Annotated in this window: 13 protein-coding genes, 1 other RNA gene and 1 pseudogene; 6 read left to right on the forward strand and 9 right to left on the reverse strand. The window is 44.8% G+C overall.

The features are described from left to right. Positions 1-246 (forward strand): annotated as a pseudogene (locus tag QVO88_RS11070) (hypothetical protein); the annotation flags it as partial. 96 nt (positions 247-342) lie between these two features. On the opposite strand, the gene QVO88_RS11075 reads toward QVO88_RS11070, so the two are convergent. Next, positions 343-1,377 (reverse strand): hypothetical protein, encoded by a 1,035-nt coding sequence (locus tag QVO88_RS11075; protein ID WP_022288522.1) that lies wholly within the window; start codon positions 1,375-1,377, stop codon positions 343-345. A gap of 197 nt (positions 1,378-1,574) precedes the next feature. Between QVO88_RS11075 and pap the strand changes: the two genes are divergently transcribed. After that, positions 1,575-3,086, forward strand: a complete 1,512-nt coding sequence (pap, locus tag QVO88_RS11080) for a polyphosphate:AMP phosphotransferase (RefSeq protein ID WP_022288523.1) — start codon at positions 1,575-1,577, stop codon at positions 3,084-3,086. Positions 3,087-3,135: 49 nt separating this feature from the next. Here the strand turns inward: pap and QVO88_RS11085 are convergent, their stop codons facing one another. Further along, the gene (locus QVO88_RS11085) at positions 3,136-3,291 is read right to left on the reverse strand and encodes a hypothetical protein (protein ID WP_022288524.1); all 156 of its coding nucleotides are present in this window, start codon (positions 3,289-3,291) and stop codon (positions 3,136-3,138) included. A gap of 232 nt (positions 3,292-3,523) precedes the next feature. On the opposite strand from QVO88_RS11085, the gene QVO88_RS11090 reads away from it, so the two are divergent. Both QVO88_RS11090 and QVO88_RS11095 read left to right on the forward strand, forming a co-directional pair. Continuing rightward, positions 3,524-5,878, forward strand: coding sequence for an ATP-dependent Clp protease ATP-binding subunit (locus tag QVO88_RS11090; protein WP_022288525.1), 2,355 nt, complete (start codon positions 3,524-3,526; stop codon positions 5,876-5,878). A gap of 98 nt (positions 5,879-5,976) precedes the next feature. Continuing rightward, positions 5,977-6,846, forward strand: a complete 870-nt coding sequence (locus QVO88_RS11095) for a DegV family protein (protein WP_022288526.1) — start codon at positions 5,977-5,979, stop codon at positions 6,844-6,846. A 60-nt stretch (positions 6,847-6,906) separates the two neighbouring features. On the opposite strand, the gene QVO88_RS11100 is transcribed toward QVO88_RS11095, so the two are convergent. The 3 genes from QVO88_RS11100 to rnpB all read right to left on the reverse strand — a co-directional run bounded on the left by QVO88_RS11100 (position 6,907) and on the right by rnpB (position 11,641). After that, positions 6,907-8,865 (reverse strand): cellulase family glycosylhydrolase, encoded by a 1,959-nt coding sequence (locus QVO88_RS11100; RefSeq protein ID WP_022288527.1) that lies wholly within the window; start codon positions 8,863-8,865, stop codon positions 6,907-6,909. An 87-nt stretch (positions 8,866-8,952) separates the two neighbouring features. Beyond that, positions 8,953-11,115: a bifunctional diguanylate cyclase/phosphodiesterase gene (locus tag QVO88_RS11105; RefSeq protein WP_022288528.1), complete on the reverse strand. Its 2,163-nt coding sequence runs from the start codon at positions 11,113-11,115 to the stop codon at positions 8,953-8,955. Between the two features lie 179 nt (positions 11,116-11,294). Then, an RNA gene (gene rnpB / locus QVO88_RS11110) (RNase P RNA component class A) lies at positions 11,295-11,641 on the reverse strand. Positions 11,642-11,795: 154 nt separating this feature from the next. Between rnpB and QVO88_RS11115 the strand changes: the two genes are divergently transcribed. Together QVO88_RS11115 and QVO88_RS11120 are read left to right on the forward strand one after the other, a co-directional pair. After that, positions 11,796-12,809 (forward strand): zinc ribbon domain-containing protein, encoded by a 1,014-nt coding sequence (locus tag QVO88_RS11115; protein ID WP_022288529.1) that lies wholly within the window; start codon positions 11,796-11,798, stop codon positions 12,807-12,809. Between the two features lie 137 nt (positions 12,810-12,946). Next, positions 12,947-15,676, forward strand: coding sequence for a glycosyl hydrolase (locus tag QVO88_RS11120; protein WP_022288530.1), 2,730 nt, complete (start codon positions 12,947-12,949; stop codon positions 15,674-15,676). A 148-nt stretch (positions 15,677-15,824) separates the two neighbouring features. Here QVO88_RS11120 and ppdK read toward each other — a convergent pair whose 3' ends face one another. From ppdK to QVO88_RS11140, 4 genes are all read right to left on the reverse strand, one after another. Further along, entirely contained in the window at positions 15,825-18,455 is a 2,631-nt protein-coding gene (ppdK, locus tag QVO88_RS11125; RefSeq protein ID WP_022288531.1) for a pyruvate, phosphate dikinase, read from the reverse strand. A 582-nt stretch (positions 18,456-19,037) separates the two neighbouring features. Next, positions 19,038-20,264, reverse strand: a complete 1,227-nt coding sequence (locus QVO88_RS11130; protein ID WP_022288532.1) for a class I SAM-dependent rRNA methyltransferase — start codon at positions 20,262-20,264, stop codon at positions 19,038-19,040. A 256-nt stretch (positions 20,265-20,520) separates the two neighbouring features. After that, positions 20,521-21,189 (reverse strand): M23 family metallopeptidase, encoded by a 669-nt coding sequence (locus QVO88_RS11135; protein ID WP_022288533.1) that lies wholly within the window; start codon positions 21,187-21,189, stop codon positions 20,521-20,523. Positions 21,190-21,466: 277 nt separating this feature from the next. After that, positions 21,467-22,453 (reverse strand): helix-turn-helix domain-containing protein, encoded by a 987-nt coding sequence (locus tag QVO88_RS11140; protein ID WP_022288534.1) that lies wholly within the window; start codon positions 22,451-22,453, stop codon positions 21,467-21,469. Positions 22,454-22,782 lie beyond the last annotated feature (329 nt).

Consider the following 22,782-nt stretch of genomic DNA (forward strand, 5'->3'; position numbering starts at 1 on the left):
AGGAGGATAAAACAGGCTATGTGTATGAGCCGTGGCATATCCGCTATCTCGGCAAGGAAAAAAGCCGAAGCTGTCACAAAGAGCGGTCTTTGCCTTGAAGAATATCTTGGTGTCACCTCTGATTACAAATATGCCGAAGATCAGAACTGTTCAAGCCTGAACGCTTCCGACACACAGTCAAGTCAGTCTGACGGCTATACAGACGGCTATTATCAGGACAACACTTATTACGATTATCAATACTAATTACAAAGCGGACAGCCACAGGAAAGTGGTTGTCCGCTGTTCTTTACTTTGTCATACGGGACGTCGAGAACGCCGTCCACTACAGCCAAATATCTGTTACTTATTTTCTGAGCTTTCTGTGCTATCGGAGCTTTCCAAACTGCTGTCATCATAGTGGACAGGCTCAGTTGTAAGGCCCTTATCTCCTGCCTCTACGGCTTTCTCAGTCATATCGTCAACTATGCGTTTGAAAACTTTGAACGCCTTATCATAATTCTCCTGCATAGTTTCCTTGGAGTCGCCCAAAGTCTTAACTGGCGTTCTCATTGAAAGGTGGATATCATTCGGCATATTCTCGAAGTTAAGCTCCTTTGCCATGACCTCCATGTTCCAGCTCATGCCCATATCATCAACATACTTGTTGTTCGGAAATTCCTTTGGCAACTCAGGAGTCATTATTGACTTGAACTCCTCGTCAGTGTTTGAGTCTGTTATAACAAGTATAGACTCGCCCCCCTGAAGCTGTGCCAAGAACTTAGTGCTGTTCACGTTCTGCTGCTGATAATCGTCGCTGTGAGAATTTAGCGGAATCATAATGACCTCAACATGGACATAACCATTGCCGTCAAGATCGTCCGTGTATTTTTCAAAGAACTCCTCCAGTTCCTCCTGACGTGTTTCCAAGCCGTTGTTTGCGATCATAAGCACTGTCAGGTCAGCCTTTTCACGCCTTGCAGCGTCAATAAAAATAAATGCCGCCACCGCTATGATAAATATTGTAAAGATTATCCACACCTTGTTGTGATAAAAGAAATTCTGCACCTTTTCAAAGCCATGAAGCTCTCTTATCTGGTCATGCTCTTCCTTTATGGAAGACTCGCTTTCATCGATAACTCCGCTTTTGAGCTTCATAAGCTCGATACGCTCCTGAGCAAGCCTGCGTTCACGTTCCTTTTCTTCCTGACGTTCACGCTCACGTCTTTCAGCTTCCGCCTGCTCTAAAACCTGCCTTTCACGCTCCTCAGCCTCACGCCTTTGCTGAGCCAGCGTGCGCTCATACTCTGCGTCATCAGCGTCCTCCAACAGACCCTGACCCTCCAGACTTTTGTCGAGCTTTGATATATTAATGTCCTTTTCGTCTTTTTTTGACATATCACTGCCATCCTTTGCGAGATATTTTATATCATATTAGTATAAACCAATAATATTAACTCCGTATTAACAAAAAAGAGATAGCATTTTCATGAAAAATGTCTATATACAATTAAAGATAAAATGTGTATAATATACATAAATCAAATAAATTAAGTTGTGATAATAACAATTTAGTGGAAAGAGGAGAGATAGCAATGCTTGAAAAGATCATACAGAAAAACACAGAAAAATCAGAGATATCCGAACAGCTAAAAGGGCTGAGAGAACAGCTCACCCTGCTTGAAAACAAAATAAAGACCGCAGGAGTGCCTGTTATAATCACATTTGACGGCTGGTCTGCCGCAGGAAAAGGCTCAATGATAGCAAAGCTCATACGCTCTCTTGACCCACGTTTTTACAAGGTGGTGTCATTTCGTGCACCGAATGAGCAGGAAAAACGTATGCCATGGCTGTGGCGTTACTGGCAGACGCTGCCGAAAAAAGGTGAGTTTCTTATCCTTGACCGAAGCTGGTATCGTGACACTGTGAACGCCTTTATGTATGGTGAGATAGACAAGGAAACAAGGGACACACGTCTTGAAGATATCTGCACCTTTGAAAGGCAGCTTACAGATGACGGATATGTTATCGTGAAAATTTTCCTGCACATTACCGAAGACGAGCAGAAAAAGCGTATCGAAAAGCTGGAGAACTCCTCTGTTACAAGCTGGCGTGTGGAAAGCCACGATATAAAGAACATGGAAAAATACGATAAGTTTTTCCGCAGATATGACAAAATGCTTGAAAGCACAAACACGGCATTTGCTCCGTGGACTTGCGTTGGGGCAAATGAACGTGCCTCTGCTGAGCTTGAAGTGCTGACAGCGGTCACAAAGGCAGTAAGCACTGCAGTTTCCGCCAAGGAAAAGGGCGAACATTATATTCCCGAACCACAGTTCGACACCTGCGGATACAATTATCCTGAATATAAAACTATTGAAATGCCTGCTCTTGCAGAAGTGGATATGAACAAGTCCCTTGACGAAGCGGAATATGAGAAAAAGCTGAAAAAATATCAGGACAAGCTTTTCAAGCTGCAAAATCTCTGCTATCAGAAGAAGATACCTGTTATAATATGCTATGAAGGCTGGGATGCAGCAGGAAAAGGCGGAAATATCAAGCGCATTGCGGCGGCCCTTGATCCAAGGGGCTATGAAGTTCACCCTATCGCTGCACCCGAACCGTCAGAGCTTGCAAGACACTATCTATGGCGTTTCTGGACACGTCTTGAAAAGAATGGTCACTTTACTATCTTTGACCGCACATGGTATGGCAGAGTAATGGTCGAGCCTATCGAAAAGCTCACCCCCGAGGAACGTGTGAACATGGCTTATCGTGAGATAAACGAATTTGAAAGCCAGCTTCATGATTGGGGCGCAGAGATAATAAAATTCTGGGTGAATGTAGATAAAGACGAACAGCTCCGCCGTTTTAACGAGCGTGAGAACACGCCTGAAAAGCGTTGGAAGATAACCGATGAGGATTGGCGCAACCGTGAAAAGTGGGACACCTATGAGAAATATGTTGACCGCATGATAACACTTACCTCCACAGATATAGCACCATGGACGATACTTGAAGGCAACGATAAAAAATACGCCCGAATAAAAGCACTGAAAACTATTGTGAAACGCCTTGAAAAGCGTTTGGAAAAAGAAGATAAATAAAAAAAAGCGGCGAAGCGTAATGCTCCGCCGTCTTTTATTTGCCGTCAGATCAGCATCCGCAGCCGCCGCAACCATTGTCGCAGCCACAACCACCGCAGCCGTTTCCGCAACCACCACAGCCATTTCCGCAACCGCCGCAGCCACAGCAGAATATGAGAATAAGGATAATGATCCACCAACAACCGCCAAATCCACAACCGTTCATAAATGAAATCTCCTTTTTTATTAAGATTTATAAAGCTGAAGCTTTGCTCCGTTGCTTTATATTACAGTTTATGACGCAGAGAAAAATGTGTTACAAAAAAAATCTGCAAGGAGAATTTGTCCTGTGCATAAGAATATAAAAGCGATAAAAATGCTAGAATAACAAGACGCAAAACTGTCAAGAATGTAGCTAAGACAAAGCTTTGTCTTAAACATTTTAAGGGGTGAATTTTATGAACGAACAGTTTTTTGATAACGACAGCTTTACACCAAGGGCAAGAGAGCTTGTGAAAAATGCCGTCACTCTGGCAGGAAGCTGGGGGCATACTTATATCGGCACTGAGCATATCCTGCTCTCTGCCGCCTATGAGGAGGACTCCACAGCCTGTGCAGTGCTTCTGCGCCACGAGGTCACGGCTCAAAGGATAGAGGAGCAGATAGAATACATCATAGGCAGAGGCACACCATGCCGTCTTACGAAAAATGACATCACTCCTAACGCTGCCGCTGTTTTAAAAGGCGCAAAAAGGCTGTGCGAGAGCATGGGTGGCGGTATCGCAGGAACGGAATACATTCTTGCTATGATACTCCGCCGCAGTGATTGCTGTGCCTTTGAGATATTGCAGCAGTTAGGGGTGAACTGCAACAAGATGTACAACGATTGCTCATTGTCAGGCAACGAGCCTAATATTTTTTCAGACAGAAATTATCCAAAGCTAAAGACCCTTGAACGCTACGGCAGAGAGCTTACACGCAAAAGCGAGTGCGAAAAATTCGACCCCTGCATAGGCAGAGAAGCTGAAACAGAACGTATCATGGAGATACTCTGCCGCCGCACAAAGAACAATCCCTGCCTTGTAGGTGAGGCAGGTGTGGGAAAGACCGCTGTTGTGGAGGGGCTTGCGAGAAAGATCATGCTTGGAGAAGTGCCGTCTGCGTTGTCCTCAAAGCGGATCTTCTCCCTTGATATAACTGCCCTCCTTGCAGGAGCAAAATATCGTGGGGACTTTGAGGAGCGATTGAAAAGCTGTATGGACGAAGCCGCAAAGGCTGGAAATGTGATACTTTTCATTGATGAGCTTCACAACATAATGGGTGCAGGAGCGGCAGAGGGTGCAATAGACGCTGCAAATATCCTGAAACCACAGCTTGCAAGGGGCGGTCTACAGCTCATAGGCGCAACGACTTTTGAGGAATACCGCAAAAATATTGAAAAAGACTCAGCTATGGAGCGACGCTTTCAGAAAGTGAAGATAGATGAGCCTGATCAAAGCCAGACCTGCCGTATCCTCAGCGGTCTTATAGACAAATATGAACAGCACCACAGCGTTGACATCTCCCCTGACCTTATACCATATGCAGTTAAGCTTGCCGCAAGGTATGTCACCGACAGATTTTTTCCTGACAAAGCAATTGATATCCTTGACGAAGCCTGTGCCTGTGCGGTCATAGAGCAAAGCGAAAATAATTCTGGTGAGAAAATATCAGACGCTTTCAACGATTATGTGAAAGGCAAGCTCACCCGTGACGAATATCTCACCGCCATAACAGAGTGCCGCCCAAAACGCATACCACTTGAAAAAAGGCACATTGACAGCGTTATTTCATCGCTCACAGGCATAAACTGCGCCGATATCGGACAGGACGAAGCCGCAAGGCTCACAGGGCTTGAAGATAAGCTAAGCGAAAGCATTGTGGGACAGCAGACGGCTATAAAGTCACTCTGCTCTGCCGTCCGCCGCTGTCGTGCAGGACTAAAGGGCAGCGACCGCCCCATGGGAAGCTTTATTTTCTTAGGGTCAACGGGAGTGGGCAAGAGCCAGCTTGCAAAAGATCTTGCCAAAACGCTTTTTGGCAGAGATAATGCCATTGTAAAGCTTGATATGTCAGAATACATGGAACGCCACAGCGTTTCAAAGCTCATAGGCTCGCCCCCTGGATATGTTGGCTTTGACGAGGGTGGCAGGCTCACCGAACAAATTCGCCGCAAGCCCTACTGTGTGCTTCTTCTTGACGAAATAGAAAAGGCTCACCCTGACATCTACAACCTGCTTTTGCAGATACTAGAGGACGGCTGTCTTACCGACTCCGCTGGCAGGACAGTTTCTTTCTCCAATGTCCTTATAATAATGACCTCGAATATCGGCGTGAAAAAGCTTGCCGAAACCAAGGCCGTGGGCTTTTCAAACAGCAAGTCAAATGGCGAAGCCAAGAAAAAAGCCATGCTCTCAGAGCTTAAAAGCTTTATGTCTCCCGAGCTTTTAGGCAGGATAGATGAGGTGATTGTTTTTAACGACCTTACCCTTTCCGATATGGAAAACATTACACGCCTTGAAATATCCGCTCTTGAAAAAAGGCTCTCTGAACTTGGCTGTACACTCGCCTGTCAGCCAGAGGTCTACCATTTTATCGCAAAGCAGGCACTTTCAAAAAGCGGCTCTGCACGAGAGATACGCCACATAATTACCGCCCTCATAGAAAATCGCATAAGCGATATGCTTATCTCCTCCGCCTGCCGTGACTTTTCTGTTGGCGTATCTGAAAATACCTTAACTGTCGCACAGCACCGCAGACAACTGTGTTCATAGAAATTTTACAAAGTATAGTTGAGGGATATTTTACAAAAGCCCGCCCATATGTTATAATATTTTTATATTGTTGCCCAAGCGGCAAAAGGAGGATAAAAATGTCTGACAGAAAATACAAGCTATATTCCGACTCCACCTGCGATCTGTCGGAGGATATATTAAAAAATATGGACGTGACGCTTCTGGACTTATCTTTTGAGGTAAACGGTGTTGTAAAGAGCAAGAATGACATGACGTTGCCTGAATTTTATTCCCAAATGCGAAACGGAGCAGTAACGAAAACATCGCAAATAGGTATCTCCGACTATGAACAGGCTTTTGAAAAGGAACTTGCCGCAGGCTATGACGTGCTTTATCTTGGATTTTCGTCAGGTCTTAGCGGCAGCTTCAACACTTCCTGCATTGCAAGAGATAACGTAATGGAAAAATACCCAGAAGGCAAGGTAATCTGCATAGACTCCCTCTGTGCTTCAACAGGCGAAGGTCTTTTGCTCATAAAGGCTGACGAAAAGAAAAAGCAGGGTCTTTCCATTGACGAGCTTGCCCAGTGGATCACTGACAACAGGCTTCACCTATGCCATGTTTTCACAGTTGATGACCTGAAATATCTCCACCGAGGAGGCAGAGTATCAAAGACTGCCGCCATAGCAGGCTCTATTCTTGGCATTAAACCGCTTCTCCACGTTGACAACGAGGGACATCTTATCCCAGTTGGAAAGATACGAGGCAGAAAGCAATCCATTGAAAAGCTTGTGGATATGATGTGCGAACGCATGGGAAATTGGGATAATTCCACAGTAGCCGTCTGCCATGGCGACTGCCTTTCAGACGCAGAATATGCAGCCGACCTTATGCGAAAAAAGCTTGGCAAGAAGACCACTGTGCATATCTGCTACACAGGTGCTGTTATAGGCTCACACTCAGGACCTGGAACTCTCGCTCTGTTCTTTATGGGCGACCAGCGATAAAAATACAATACAAAAGCGGACGAAGCCCGAAAACTTCGTCCGCTATTTTTATATGCGATATCAAAGACCCTTTGCCTTTTTCAAAGTTATACCATTATCTCCAAGCGGGATAGCGTGGTCAAGTCCAACGAACTTGCCTCCCTCCTGCCAAAGAACTTCCTTGACAAAATCATACTTTTCCTCGTCCCATGTAACAAAATCGTCCTTTACAAGTCCGCCCGTGTCACCTGAGTTTGCATTGAAGCACCAGAAAGTGTGATTTACATGATTGTCCTTTATTAGCTTTCTCATGTAGGTCATCCAAGTTAGGTTAGGCTCTGTCATAAAGCCACCCCACTCGCCTATAAGAAGCGGTGCGATATCCTGCTTCTGAATGTAGAACCAGTTGTCTTTCCAGCAATCTTTCATAAGGCTCTTGTATGTGTAATCCCCCTCGAACCAAGGCTGCTGATAAACTGTCGGACCATAATCGTGCGGCGAGTAAACAAGCTTATCCTGATATTTGCCAAGGTCGATAGGATAGTCCTTTACGCCCCTGAGATTTCCGCCCCACCAGTTGAAATAGTAATCATCACTGTTGGTGGAGGAATAATCCCCGTTTTTCTTGATGTTCTTAGGATATATTTCGATACCCTCGACCATTATAAGCACATTAGGATTTTTCGCAAGCACCTTGCTCGCTGCCGTTTCAGCCACATACTTCCAGTTGTTTGCGTCCTTTGAATCATTCCATATTGCCGCAGCGTCACCCTCGTTAGGCTTGCCATGAGGCTCGTTTTTCAGGTCAAATGCAACGATAGTGTCATTGTCCTTATATCTGTCGGCAAGCCACTCCAAAGCATGGTAATAGTCCTTTACAGTGACCTTGTCGGTATACCACAGATTTACAGTATGACCGCTGGCATTGGTTTCCGCTGAATGGATATCAGGCATTACTTTAAGACCGTTTTCCTCCGCAAGCTTGAGAAAATAATCAAATATCTCAAGGCTGTTCATAGAGTTCAGCTCTTCATTGTATGCGTTATTGTAGTTCGCCTTTGGATATTCACCCTCCGACCACTGGTTGATAAGCTCCGCTGACATAGGCACTCTTATAAGATTGAAACCGTGGTCTGCAATAGCCTCCACCGATGTCACAAGCTCGCTGTTCCAAAGTCCGTCAAAGGTGTTAGTGCCTGTGTTGTAGCCAAACCAGTTCACGCCCGTGAGCCAAACCTCTTTGCCGTCCTTATCAAGTATCTTGCTTCCGTCTGTGTGAAGCCAATCATCACCCTGTTTAGCCTTTGAGGTACGCTTTAGAAGCTTTTTAACGTCCTTTTCCGTGACCTTTTTATCATTATTCTGATTATTGTTGTTATTGTTATTATTCTGTGATACCTTGCCCTTTTTAACAGTACACTCCACACCGTTTAGCTTTGCAGACTTAACATTGAGCTTTGTTCCAGTTCCGATATTACAGCCGATAGAGGTCGAACCGCCCTTTGCGATCTCGCCATTGTAATCAACATTCGTGACCGTGAGTTTGTTGCCCTTGACCTTAAAGTTGCCGTTCCAGCCGTCACAGCTTTTGAGCTGGTCTATTTCAAGCTCCAGCGTCCACTCCTTGAGGGCTTCATCGGAGTTGTTCTCAATGCCTATCTCCATGCCCGTCATGACCTTGTCGCCGTCCTGCCAACTGTTGTCCCCTGAATAGGAGATGATAAAGCCCTTTTCCTTTTTATCGTCCTTGCTTTCCTGAGAGCTTTCTTCCTCATCATCAGGCTCGTCCTCGCTTTCATCAGCCACAGAGTCCTCCTCACTGGTGTCATCGGTTTCTGAAGCCACCGCAGAACCGCTCTCCGCCTTTGAAGCCGAGCTGTCCACGTCTTTTTTGCCTGATGTTGCCACCAGTATCAGTGCAATAACAAGCCCCACTATAACAGCGCCCATGCCTGCAAAAGCGATGATAAGCTTTTTGTTTATGCCCTTTTTGCCCACATTCTCCTGCAGGCTGTTTACGTCTTTTTTCTCATCACTCATAAGCTTTCCCCTTTATTTTTGATTTTTACATATTTATAAGACCGCCGAGTATTACGCCCGACGGTCGAACTTTCTTTTTTTGGCGACTTATTTTACTGACTGGAGTTTCTCGCTAAGGAACTTCTCCTCAAACTTGTCTGACGGCATAGGTCTGCCGAAATAATAGCCTTGTATAACGTCAGTTTCCAGATCTCTCAGGATATCGAACTGCACCTGTTCCTCAACGCCCTCTGCGCAAACTGCTATATGCAGGTCGTGAGAAAGATTAACTATCATTTTAACAAACACCGCAGTGTCAGGATTTTTTGCAATATCATCAATAAACGACTTGTCTATTTTAATGGTATTCAGCGGCATTTCCTTTATGCAGTTAAGCGAAGAATATCCCGTTCCGAAATCGTCCAGTGCTATCTTCACGCCCTTGTCTGTTATATGCTTCAAAAGCTCCTTCATCTTTTCCATATCATGGATAGCAAGACTTTCTGTGACCTCAAAACATATCTTATCAGGGGGTGCGCCTGTTTCGTCAAAAAGTGTGTCTATCTTGTCAAGGAAATCAGGCTCAATTATCTGACCTACAGACAGATTGATGTTCATTCTCAAATCAAGCCCTGCGTCAGCCCACTTTTTGCACTGTCTGCCTGCGATCCTTATTATGTTCTCGCCCAAGAGATTGATATAGCCAAGTCTTTCCGCCATAGGGATAAATTCGGCAGGGGAAACCTGACCGAACTCAGGTGGATTCCACCTCATAAGCGCTTCACAGCCCACAAGCTTCTTTTCAGAGCTGCTGAATATAGGCTGATAATACGCCGTGAAATGTGCAAAGCCATTTGTGATATCCTTGTGCATGAGCCTTTCAAGTTCGATCTGCCTTGAAAGTATCCTGCCGATAGTTTCGTTATAATTTATAGTGCAATTCTTGCCCTGCTTTTTCGCATATGAAATGGCAAGGTCGATCCTTTTAAGAACTGTGTTTACAGTATCGTCAAGCTTTGGGAACTTCGCAACGCCCATTGAACAAGTGCAATAGCAAGTGCTGTTAGCTATCTGCCACTCTGTGTTGAACTTATCATGTATGATCTTGCATATCTCGTCGATCTCGGTCTGATCCTGATCTCTCAGAAGCACAACGAACTCATCGCTGCCAAATCTAAAAACGCTCAGCTTTTTATTCTTCTGGGCAAAATCCTCAAAGAATTTACCTATCTCTTTAAGAAGTCGGTCACCATTATTGTGACCATAGCTGTCATTTATGTTTTTGAAATTATCAAGGTCAATGAGCATAACAGTGCTGTTCTCATCGCTTTCAATAATGCCCTGTATACTCTTATCAAGACTTAATCTGTTAGGAATACCTGTGAGATTATCGTAAAAGACCTGCTTTTCGATGACCCTCTCATAATTTATCTTTTCTGAGATATCATTAAGTGTACAAAGTCTGATAGTTCTGCCGTCATGCCATTTTATGAGTTTTTCCGACACATTGAACCATTTGTTCATGATCTCGGAATAATAATCTCCTCCAAAAAGCAGTCCTTCTTTATGAGCAGGAAGCTCACACCAAGTCTTGCTGAAAACGTCACTTTCCTTTTTGCCGACCAGTTTCCCCAAATACTGTTCAAAGCTCTTGCTGGCAAAAACTATCTCACCACTGTCCTGTGCCACTGCAAGCACATAGGAATTCATATTATCCATAACATCAGTAAGCGTGCGAGTAGTGCTTTCAGCATGTTCAGCCGCTCTCCTAGTATGGAGCATGCCAGAAAGTATGTATGTCAGACGTGAGGCTAGCTGTATCTCCTCAGGGGACCATACTCTCTCAGGATCAGAGGACAAAAGATTGAAATATGCAACATACTTATTGGTGTCCTTGACAGCACAAGTGAGTGAACAAGGATACACCACCCCACGCAGGGATATTTCCTCCACATCTCCATTCGGATGAGCCTTATCTGCAACGTGGATACCAGTTTGCATAAGTGCTTTTTTCATTGCATTGTATCTATTTCTATTAAATTCTTTATCAAAAGCATATACAGTATATTTATGTGTATCAGCGATCAATTCATAACTCAAAGGTTCTGAGTTTTCATAGCCTGAAACTGTTACCGTAGCCGCATTGACATAAAGTGCAGAGCAAATACTTTCGAGAAAATTCTTGCACACATTATCAAATCTGTCATCGCTTTCAAGTATTTTCAAAAAGCTCTCGAACTTTTCGTTATAGGTCCTAGCTGGCATTTCCATACAAACAGCCCTCCTCTGCTTATATAAATACGTCTGGCATCATTATAACATATTTCCCGTAAAATCACAAGGGGAATTATAGAAATTTATTTATAATGCACAAAACAAATTACCAAATTTATATATTATTAAAAAACAAGCCCCGTAGTTAAGCTTAAAAAAGTTTAACTGACGGAGCAAATGTGACCGAACCGATAAGCCGAGTTTTGTCGAGTGCGATAATCTATCTGGACTGTACGTCGCCGCACAGCTCTAGCCACCTATAGCCCCAAGTCTGACGAGCAGCCATTGACTTGCAAGCTACCATTGGTGTTGCATCGGATAAGGTTTACATAGCAATGACGTCTCCGCCATTCTGGTGGGCTTTTACCCCACCTTTCCACCCTTACCAACAAAAGTTGGCGGTATATTTCTGTTGCACTGGCTCTAAGGTCACCCTCGGCTGACGTTATCAGCTATCCTGCTCTATGATGCTCGGACTTTCCTCATAAACCTAGAACGTTTACGCTATCGCATAGCTCGCTCACGCTATGATTATATCACAAGAATGACGAAATGTCAAATAAAAGCCTGCATAGACAGTGAGCATTCTTAAAAATCATGCAAAACGTCTCAAACATGTTTACAATTTACAGAAAATGTGATAGAATTAAAATAACCAAATCAAGGGAGCGTAAAAAATGAGAACTTGTCCTCACTGTGGCAGCGAGCTTCACGATGATTCTACTTTCTGCTTTGCCTGTATGTCCATTGTCAACGAGCGTAAAGAATTACTTATAAAGGTAAACACGTCACGCAAAAGAACCATACCAATGGTTTGTGTTGCAGTCGCTATCATAGCCGCATCGTCAGTGTTTGCCGTTGTCAGCAAGAAAAACAATGCCGTAGAAACTAAAACACCTGAGCCTGCAAAAGCTGTGACAACTTCTGCCGCTGTAACGACCATGCCGCAGACAACGACTGCCGCCACAACAACTGTACCTACTACCACCACCGCACCTGCACCAACGGCAGATGAGATAGACAAAATTTCAGGCGGTATTAGGCAAGCTTCCACAGGCACAGCAGGCACCACGACCACAGCAGCCGCTTTACCCGTAGAACAAGAAGTTATTCAAGTACAGCCCGAAGAGCAAAATGACTATCAGCCAAATGAAGCACAGCAGGAGGAAAACACAGCTCCAGCCGAGCCTGAGCCGTCATATTTTTCCGAGGACGGAGCAAATGAGCTGAGCAGAATACTGGTAGACAAAATAAATAAAAAACGTGAAAGCAAAGGCTATGCACCCCTGAGGGTCTGCGGACAGCTTGACAGCCTGTTAGCATTAGGCCTCGAAACAATGACTAATGTACAAAGCGAGGGCGAGATCGATACTAGGAATGAAATAACATTGGATAAGCTAAAAAGCAACCTCAGCGACGTTGGGCTTCCCTCAGACAGTGAATTTATAAGGATAAGCTATGTAATGAACTGCTGCAAAAGCTATGATGAAATATTTGAATATGCCAAAAAGGTGAATTTTTCAAACGAGCTTTTCACTGATGAAGAAGGCGTCCTTACAGTTTATTCTCAAAGGCTAGATTACAAATACCTCGGCTGCATAATATATGATAGATGTGATAGTCAGCAAAAGCCTAATGGTGATATTTCATACACGACCGAATACGTCTGCGAAATTTGGCTAATGAAATAAGCAAAATTAAAGTTTACAAATCATCTTATAATTAGCCTTGATATATTGTTTACAATTCACAAAAATTATGCTAAAATAAATGTATGCTTGTAAGCTCTTAGCTTTATCAGTAAATAATATAACAAGGAAAAACATCTATGAAGTTCAATATCAAAAAGGTCGCAGCCGCATTTTTAAGTGTGGCAATGCTCACCACAAGCTCGGCTCAGCTTTCTGTTTTTGCACAGCAGACGCTTAAATATGAAGCCGAAAACGGCACTTTGGGCGGTTCTGCCTATATCCAAACAGACAGCTCCGCATCAGGCTCTAGGTCAGTTAGTTTTTCAGACTCAAGCTGCACATGGTCACAGACTGTTACAGTCAGCGAAAGCGGATACTACAAAATAAAGCTTTACAGCCGCGGGGAAGGCTCGAATAAGATAAACAACCTTTCTGTAAACGGCTCAAATGCAGGCACTTTCAGCAGTGCAAACGGCTCTGCCTATAAAGAGTCCACAGTGAATGGTATTTATCTCAAAAAGGGTCAGAACACTGTCAAAATAACAATGTCGTGGGGATATTTTACTCTCGACTACATAACCATTGAAAAAATGAGCTCTTCAAATGCCTACACTGCCGCTGAAAATCTCGTTGACCCATACGCTTCACAAAGCACACAGCGCCTTTACAGCTATATGAAAGACGTTTACGGCAAAAAGGTCATAACAGGACAGTATTGCGACGGTGGTCTTAACGGCACTGAGTTCAAAGCTATAAAGTCCGCCACTGGTCAGACCCCTGCTATGTTGGGTCTTGACTTTATGCGCTATACTCCATGCCGTGTCCAGAATGGTGACACCTCCGACGCTGTCGAAAAGGCTATCGAGTTCTCACGGGCAGGTGGAATAGTAACATTCTGCTGGCATTGGAACGTCCCTGACAAATATCTTCTCTCAGGTACAGACGGCGGAAATCCACGTTGGTGGGGTGGTTTTTACACCAAAAACGTTGACCGCTCAAAGTTCTCGCTTACCAAAATAATGAACGGCTCAGACCCTAAGGGCTACAACACTCTTATGAGCGACGTTGACGAGATTGCCAAACAACTCAAACGTCTTTCTGACGCAGACGTTCCGGTACTGTTCAGACCGCTCCACGAGGCAAGCGGTGGTTGGTTCTGGTGGGGTGCAGATGGCTCGGAAGCCTACAAAAAGCTTTGGCAGGCAATATATGACAAGCTCACGAATGAATACAAGCTTGACAATATCATATGGGTATGGAATGGTCAGGCGGCAAATTGGTATCCTGGCGACGAATATGTTGACATAATCGGAGAGGATATCTACCCAGGCACAAGAGATTATTCAGCCCAAAGCTCAAAATATCTTGAAGCCACAGACTATTCACCAAACGGAAAAATAGTTGCCCTTACAGAAAACGGCTGTCTTTTCGACCTTGACAAAGCCTTTGATGCAAACACCGCATGGTCATATTTCGGCACATGGAGCGGTGAGTTTTGCATATCAAGCTCTGAGAAATATACCGAGAAAAGTATGTGGCAAAAGGTCTATAACAGCGACTATGCCGTGACACTTTCAAGTCTGCCCGACCTGAAAAGCTATCCTATCAGCAGTGACAATACACAGATAACTCTTGACTCCACGTCAAAAGAAGTCACATACGGCGACAGCATTACCCTAAAAGCCAGCGTGACCTCAGACACTCCTCAGACAGTAACATGGAAAAGCTCCAACACAGCCGTTGCCACAGTAAAAGACGGTGTTGTGACCGCCACGGGCAAAGGCACAGCAAAGATAACAGCCTCCCTGCCTAACGGAAGGTCTGCCGTGTGCACTGTAAAGGTCACCACAAAAAAGCTTCCAACATCAGGCTATTCCTATGCAAGCACTGCACAGTACACAGGCAGTGCAATTATTCCGACAGTCACTGTTAAGGACGGAAGCAAAGTTCTCCGTCAGAACATCGACTATCGTGTGATAGTCACGAACAATGTTAAAATTGGTCACGCTAACATCACTATCTCAGGCATGGGCAACTACTACGGCAGTTATACCGCAGACTTTGACATTATCCCTGCCAAGCAGACCATACAAAAGCTTGAAACAAGATACAAAGGCTTCTTTGTGGATTGGGCGCAGAAAGGCTCTGCCACAGGCTATGACATTCAGTATTCCACCAGTGCAAACATGAGCGGTGCGGCTTCCAAACACCTCACTGCCAACAAGCCAGATAACCTGACAATAAGTGGTCTGACAGCCGATAAGACCTACTACGTTCGTGTGCGTTCCTACACAAACGTTGGAAGCAAGACTTATTATGGTCCATGGTCTGACATAAAAAACATAAAGACCGCAAAATATGATATCACAAAAGCTTCCGTTTCTGGCATTTCCACCAAGGCATACACAGGCAAGGCTATCACGCAGAACATTACTGTGAAATACAACGGCACTGCCCTGAAAAACGGAACTGATTACACAATTTCCTACTCAAACAACAAAAAAATCGGCAAGGCAATTGTCAAGATAACAGGCAAAGGCAAATACGGTGGCATTATCACAAAGACCTTTACCATAAACCCTGCCAAGCAGGAGATACAAAAGCTTACGTCTAAATCCAAAGCATTTTTCGTGGATTGGGCGCAGAAAGGCTCTGCAACGGGCTATGAGATACAGTATGCAACTAACTCCAAGTTTACAAACGCAAAGAAAGTCACCATAAAAAACAACAAGACCGACAAGACCACAATTTCCAAACTTAGAGGCAACAAGAAATATTACGTTCGTGTCCGTTCCTACACGGCAGTGAACGGCACAAAATATTACGGTGCATGGTCGGTTTCAAAGAGCGTGACTACAAAAAAATAAAGAAAAAGTGATTATCCATAGCAAAATAGAGGTCTGGCTCAAACGTCAGACCTCTATTATTTTTTATTTGCACACAAAAACACCCCGTATCATAAGACACGGGGTGAAATTTTTGTTATCTATTCAGATATCCTAAACTTTGCAAAAATTACTTCTTCTGTGCAATAGCAGCCTGAGCAGCAGCAAGTCTTGCAATTGGAACTCTGAATGGTGAGCAAGATACATAGTCAAGACCGATCTTGTTGCAGAACTCAACAGATGTTGGGTCGCCGCCGTGCTCACCGCAGATACCGCAGTGGAGCTTTGGATTAACTGGCTTACCAAGTTCAAGGGCCATTTCCATAAGCTTGCCTACGCCGTTCTGGTCGAGCTTAGCAAATGGATCGTTCTCATAGATCTTTGCATCATAGTAAGCATTGAGGAACTTACCAGCGTCATCTCTTGAGAAACCGAATGTCATCTGTGTAAGGTCGTTTGTACCGAAGCAGAAGAAGTCAGCTTCCTTAGCGATCTCGTCAGCTGTAAGAGCAGCTCTTGGGATCTCGATCATTGTACCAACCTCGTACTCAAGGTCAGAACCAGCAGCCTTGATCTCAGCGTCAGCAGTCTCAACAACGAACTTCTTAACATACTTAAGCTCCTTGATATCATTTACCAGTGGGATCATGATCTCAGGCTTAACTGTCCAGTCTGGGTGATTCTTCTTAACGTTGATTGCAGCCTTGATAACAGCCTTTGTCTGCATCTTAGCGATCTCAGGATATGTTACTGCAAGACGGCAGCCACGGTGACCCATCATTGGGTTGAACTCGTGGAGTGAAGCGATGATAGCCTTGATAGTCTCAACAGGCTTGTTCTGTGCCTTAGCAAGAGCCTCAATATCAGCCTCTTCTGTTGGTACGAACTCGTGAAGTGGTGGGTCAAGGAATCTGATAGTAACAGGGTTACCCTCAAGTGCCTCATAAAGAGCCTCGAAGTCAGCCTGCTGCATTGGCTCGATCTTAGCAAGAGCAGCCTCTCTCTCTTCAACTGTGTCTGAGCAGATCATCTCTCTGAATGCAGCGATTCTCTCAGGATCAAAGAACATGTGCTCTGTACGGCAAAGACCGATACCCTCAGCACCCAGCTCTCTTGCCTTCTTAGCGTCAGCAGGAGTATCTGCGTTTGTTCTAACCTTCATTGTTCTGAACTTGTCAGCCCAGCCCATAATCCTGCCGAACTCGCCAGCGATTGTAGCGTCAACAGTTGGAATGATACCATCATAAATGTTACCTGTTGAACCGTCGATTGAAATATAGTCACCCTCGTGGAACTCCTTGCCTGCGAGTGTGAACTTCTTGTTAGCCTCGTCCATAACGATATCTGAGCAGCCAGATACGCAGCATGTACCCATACCACGAGCAACAACGGCAGCGTGTGATGTCATACCGCCTCTAACTGTAAGGATACCCTGTGAAGCCTTCATACCTGTGATGTCCTCAGGTGATGTCTCAAGTCTTACGAGAACGACCTTCTCGCCTCTCTCGTTCCAAGCCTCAGCGTCATCAGCTGTGAATACGATCTTACCACAAGCAGCTCCTGGAGAAGCGCCAAGACCCTTGCCCATAGGAGTAGCAGCCTTGAGTGCCTTTGCGTCGAACTGTGGGTGAAGAAGTGTATCGAGGTTTCTTGGGTCGATCATTGCAACAGCCTCTTCCTCAGTTCTCATGCCCTCATCAACGAGGTCACAAGCGATCTTAAGAGCAGCCTGTGCAGTTCTCTTACCATTTCTTGTCTGCAGCATATAAAGCTTACCGTGCTCAACAGTGAACTCCATATCCTGCATATCTCTGTAGTGATCTTCAAGTGTCTTACAAACCTTGTTGAACTCAGCGAATGCCTCTGGGAACTTCTGCTCCATTTCAGAGATGTGCATTGGTGTACGAACACCAGCAACAACGTCCTCGCCCTGTGCGTTTGTAAGGAACTCACCGAACAGACCCTTAGCACCTGTAGCTGGGTCTCTTGTGAATGCAACACCTGTACCGCAGTCGTCACCCATGTTACCGAATGCCATGGACTGAACGTTTACTGCTGTACCCCATGAATAAGGGATATCGTTATCTCTTCTGTATACGTTAGCTCTTGGGTTATCCCATGAACGGAATACAGCCTTGATAGCGCCCATGAGCTGCTCCTTAGGATCAGTTGGGAAGTCAGAACCGATCTTAGACTTGTATTCTGCCTTGAACTGGTTAGCCAGTTCCTTAAGATCCTCAGCGTTCAGCTCAACGTCCTGCTTAACGCCCTTCTTAGCCTTCATTTCGTCGATAAGCTCTTCAAAATACTTCTTACCAACTTCCATAACTACGTCAGAATACATCTGAATGAATCTTCTGTAGCAGTCCCAAGCCCATCTTGGGTTACCAGACTGAGCAGCGATAGTCTCAACAACTTCTTCGTTAAGACCGAGGTTAAGGATTGTATCCATCATACCAGGCATTGATGCTCTAGCACCTGAACGTACAGAAACGAGGAGTGGGTTCTCCTTGTCACCGAACTTCTTGCCTGTGATCTCTTCCATCTTTACAATGTACTCGTTGATCTCTGCCATGATCTCAGGATTGATCTCACGGTTGTCCTCATAATACTGAGTACAAGCTTCCGTTGTGATCGTAAAGCCCTGAGGAACAGGGAGACCGATATTTGTCATCTCAGCAAGGTTAGCACCCTTACCGCCGAGAAGCTCTCTCATGTTGGCATTACCCTCAGAGAAAAGATAACAATACTTCTTTGCCATTGGTTTTTTACCTCCAAAAATTTTTTGAATTCCGAAGCGTGCGGACACAATTATCCCGTCGCCCACGGTTACATATATATTATAACAGATTTAAAGCCAAATTACCATAGGTTTTTCTCACTTTTATACATAAAATCTTATACAATATTTGCTCACTTTTTATGTGCAATATGACAGTTTTTAAATATCAACACATAAAAAAGCCCTGCTGAAATCAACAGGGCTGAAATGTCTATTTTGTCGGTGGAAGCAGCTGCCTCTGCAGAAAATACCTACTTATGTCCGATACCGCAGACAAACGGCAATTTATGATATGCCGTACATTTATAATGCGCTGAACGGGGTGCGCCACGCTTATCTCTAAGCCACCTATATCATACCATATCCGCAAGCATTTGTCAATAGCAAAATACAAATAAAAAGCCCTGCTGAAAAACAACAGGGCTGAAAAGTCTATTTCGTCGGCTGGAAGCCAAGATACCCAAGATACCTGTGACTTATGTCCGAACTCAGCAGACAAACTGTGATATATCAGGTCCTTCGACAGCTATATTATATCACATTACGGCTTATTTGTCAACCCTATACCACCTGGAAAAGATAAAATTTCAGATAATCCGTTTCAGGCACATTGAGAAGTATCGGGTGGTCAGGAGCTTGCTGTCTTGCTTCAATAAGCTTGAGCTGAACGCCTGCGTCCTTTGCAGCACTCATTACCATTTTCACAAACAGCCTGTTCTCCATAAAATGCGAACATGAGCAGGTGGCAAGATATCCGCCCCTTGGCAGAAGCCTCATTGCCCTGTAGTTTATCTCCTTGTATCCCCTCTCAGCGCTTCCAACTGTCTTTCTGCTCTTTGTGAAAGCGGGCGGGTCGAGGATTATCATGTCATAATCAGCCTTTTCTTCAAGAAGCTTCGGGAGCAGGTCGAAAACGTCTGCGCAAAGAAAATCCATTCTGTCAGTCAGACCGTTTCTCTCAGCATTCTCCCTGGCCGTATCAACAGCGAACTGTGAAACGTCCACTGCCGTAACGTGCCTTGCACCGCCCATTGCCGCATTAAGAGCAAACGAACCAGTGTGCGTAAAGCAGTCAAGGACCTTCTTGCCATTTGCTATCTTCGACACCGCAAGGCGGTTATATTTCTGGTCAAGGAAAAATCCAGTTTTCTGACCGTTCTCAACATCGACCTCATAGCGTATGCCATTCTCCGTTATCTCAGTGATATTTGACGGTGGCTCAGGGAGAAATTCAGCCCTATACCAGCCTTTGTACTGCTCCAGGCCCTCCAGCTTTCTGATAGAGACATCGTTACGCTCCATTATGCCCGAAACTTTAACTCCGTCCTTTTCAAGCTCTTCAACAAGAAGCCTGAATATCATATCCTTTATCATATCCATGCCGTAGGAAAGCACCTGCGAAACAAGTATATCTCCATACTTGTCGATAGTAAGCCCCGGCATGCCGTCAGCCTCACCAAAAATAAGCCTGCAAGCCGAAAAGTCGCCCCCCATAACAGTTTTTCTGTAATCTATAGCATAGCGGATACGTCTGCGGAAAAAGTTTTCCGAGAAATTTTCATTTGCGTTGTCAGATAAGATCCTTATCCTTATCTTGCTGTTAAGGCTGAGAAAACCAGTTCCAAGATAAGAGCCTTTTTCAGAGAAAACATCGCAAAGCTCGCCGTTTTTCAAGCCCTCAGGCTCGTTTCTCAGTTCGTCACAATACACCCATGGGTGACCGTTTTTCAGGGACATTTCCCCTTTTTTCGATATAGTGAACGCAGGATAGATTCTTTTGCTTTTCATTATTATACCTCACAATAATTTATACATTATCCACACAATATAAAACAGACCGTAGGGGACGACGCCCTCGGCGTCCCACCACTCCATGTTCTGTGTAAAAACATCAGCAACATTGCCTTAAAGTATAATTATAGCACAATTCTCTCTATTCTGCAATACATATGTATCGCCGCACCCGAAAATTTTCAGATGCGGCGTTATATGGGGGATTATAACATCAGCACTTTGTATTACAAAGCGCCAAAATGAAGAAAGCTTATTTGTCAGCAGGGTCAATAAACTCGATAGGATCTATCCACTGACCGTTCTTTTTCAAGCCAAAGTGCAGATGAGAAAGCTCTGCCGCTTCCGCCTGAGCAGTGTCGCCCACAGCACCTATGACCTCCCCTGCATTCACCTCGTCGCCCTCCTTGACGGACATTTCCTTTGACAGATTGTAGTAATGCCCTACAATGCCGTTTCCATGGTCGATAGTCATGCAGTTGCCCCACAGCGGGTCGTCCCATATCTTTGTAACAGTGCCCTTGTTCATCGCCTTGACAGGCTCGCCAAGGTCAGCTTTGATATCAACGCCATCATGGGTTTTCCAGTAGCCGAGAGTTTCCGACTTCACCAGCTCGCCATTAGAAAACGGCTCTAATATCTCACCGTTCACAGGCATAACATTTGGCTGCGTCTGAATGTCCACATCCGGTTTGGAGCTTTCGTCCTTTTTAACGTCCGTTTTCTTGTTATCAGCCTGCTTTGGCGCAGTGCTGTCAACGCTCGAAATAGTCAGATTGTCGGTGATATCCTCCATAGCCTTGTTATATGCAGCTATACCCGCACCGCCAAGAGCCAGCAGACACGCCGCAAGTGTAATGTAAACACCCTTCGCTCCCAGAGCCTTGCCTGCGTGTGAATTTCTGATACTGAATTTTTTCATACACACAAAACCTTTCTCCGATATGATTTCCGCAGCCACTGTTGCGCCCACGGCAGTCTTATGCTATCGGCGGCATAAGTCCTCTGGCATTATTTTTGACATATACGGGTAAAATATTCACAGCAAAATAAAAATACCGCACCAAAGTTTTCACCTAAGTGCGGTATTTCCTATTTCCGATCACATTTATGTAGGGGACGGCGCCCTCGATGCCCCGATGTCCTTGTATAGTTCCAATTATCCTTATCCGTTTTGTATATCTCTTATTCTATCATACTTATCTATCCTGCGACCTCTTTCTCGCAAACTTATACACAACTCCTGCCAGACAAAGGCAGACTATAACATCATAGCGGCTGTTGTCAGCACCTTTCACCGAAAATATCTCAGACAGTTTCATGCCGTTCCACGCATTGCTCAGCACAGTCATTGCCGCTACCCATACCACAGATGCCGCAAAGCAAAGTGCACCCTTGAAAAAGCCGTTCGCCTTTAGATACCTTATAATAAGGAACACAGCCCACACCAATGTCACACAAGCCACCGTTGCAAGCATACCGTCACGAAGGTCTACCACGTCACCGTATTTCAGCGTACCAAAAACAACGCAGGCAAAAGTCAGTACCGAATCCGCCGCCATGCACACAAGACCCTTGCTGTTTCTCACATACTTTTCAAGCTGTTCACTTCTCAGCACAAAAGGCAAAAATACGATAGCCTCCCCAAGGAGCGTTCCAAGTACCGCCATAACAAACCAATCCCCGTGAGAATAAATGCACCCTGTGGCATAAAGGAGCATAAGCGAAACCGTCGCAGAACCTAATGTCCATAACGCCCTGTTTTTCTTCACAAGCACAGGCACATTGATGAAAGAAAACGTCAGCATCAGCGACGTGATAAGCACCATGAACCAACCTATACCGCCATGAGCCACATTATAAATAAAGCTCGGTATTATCGCTGCAAGATAGCCTATCCCAGTTATGATAGTGTACCCCCGAACAAAGCTTTTATAACTTCGCGCCATAAACTCAGCCTCTCTCTGCTGATTGTCCTCGCTCGCCGTGCAAAGCTCGTGCTCAGAAATGCCCAGCACCCTGCAAAGTCCCGATATCATCGTTATATCAGGATATGATACCCCTCTCTCCCACTTGCTCACTGCCGACTCAGTAACATAAAGCTCCTTAGCAAGGTCTTTTTGAGAAAGCCCCAGTTCTTTTCTTTTTGATTGAATGAATTTTCCAAGAGTAATTTTATCTTCCATAGCATATCACCTTTCAATTTGTTCGGAGTGCACTCTCTATGGTCAACATTATAGCCCACGGCTTTGAAAAAGTCAACAAAATCGAGCTGGACTGTCAGTCAAGCCGCCTATTTACGCACTTTGCAGCACTTCCGCCAACACGCAGGCATAAAAAATCGCCCTGCTAAAAAGCAAGGCGTTGTTGGAGCGGGTCAGAGGGATCGCACCTCCATCTCCTTTCAGGAAGAAAAGTATTCTGGTAATTGAAATAAACCCGCAAAAAATATGAAGTCCTTACTCATCGTAAGGACTTTTTTGGAGCGGATTACGAGGCTCGAACTCGCTACCTC

Source organism: Ruminococcus sp. CAG:57, assembly GCF_000435935.1.
Classification (GTDB): domain Bacteria; phylum Bacillota; class Clostridia; order Oscillospirales; family Ruminococcaceae; genus Hominimerdicola; species Hominimerdicola aceti.

Coding starts and splice junctions, on each gene's coding strand:
- QVO88_RS11105 (WP_022288528.1), bottom strand. CDS start 11,115: ATGGAAATGCCAGCTAGGACCTATAACGAAAAGTTCGAGAGCTTTTTG.
- QVO88_RS11140 (WP_022288534.1), bottom strand. CDS start 22,453: ATGGAAGATAAAATTACTCTTGGAAAATTCATTCAATCAAAAAGAAAA.
- QVO88_RS11085 (WP_022288524.1), bottom strand. CDS start 3,291: ATGAACGGTTGTGGATTTGGCGGTTGTTGGTGGATCATTATCCTTATT.
- QVO88_RS11120 (WP_022288530.1), top strand. CDS start 12,947: ATGAAGTTCAATATCAAAAAGGTCGCAGCCGCATTTTTAAGTGTGGCA.
- QVO88_RS11100 (WP_022288527.1), bottom strand. CDS start 8,865: ATGAGTGATGAGAAAAAAGACGTAAACAGCCTGCAGGAGAATGTGGGC.
- QVO88_RS11135 (WP_022288533.1), bottom strand. CDS start 21,189: ATGAAAAAATTCAGTATCAGAAATTCACACGCAGGCAAGGCTCTGGGA.
- QVO88_RS11090 (WP_022288525.1), top strand. CDS start 3,524: ATGAACGAACAGTTTTTTGATAACGACAGCTTTACACCAAGGGCAAGA.
- QVO88_RS11115 (WP_022288529.1), top strand. CDS start 11,796: ATGAGAACTTGTCCTCACTGTGGCAGCGAGCTTCACGATGATTCTACT.
- pap (WP_022288523.1), top strand. CDS start 1,575: ATGCTTGAAAAGATCATACAGAAAAACACAGAAAAATCAGAGATATCC.
- QVO88_RS11075 (WP_022288522.1), bottom strand. CDS start 1,377: ATGTCAAAAAAAGACGAAAAGGACATTAATATATCAAAGCTCGACAAA.
- QVO88_RS11095 (WP_022288526.1), top strand. CDS start 5,977: ATGTCTGACAGAAAATACAAGCTATATTCCGACTCCACCTGCGATCTG.
- ppdK (WP_022288531.1), bottom strand. CDS start 18,455: ATGGCAAAGAAGTATTGTTATCTTTTCTCTGAGGGTAATGCCAACATG.
- QVO88_RS11130 (WP_022288532.1), bottom strand. CDS start 20,264: ATGAAAAGCAAAAGAATCTATCCTGCGTTCACTATATCGAAAAAAGGG.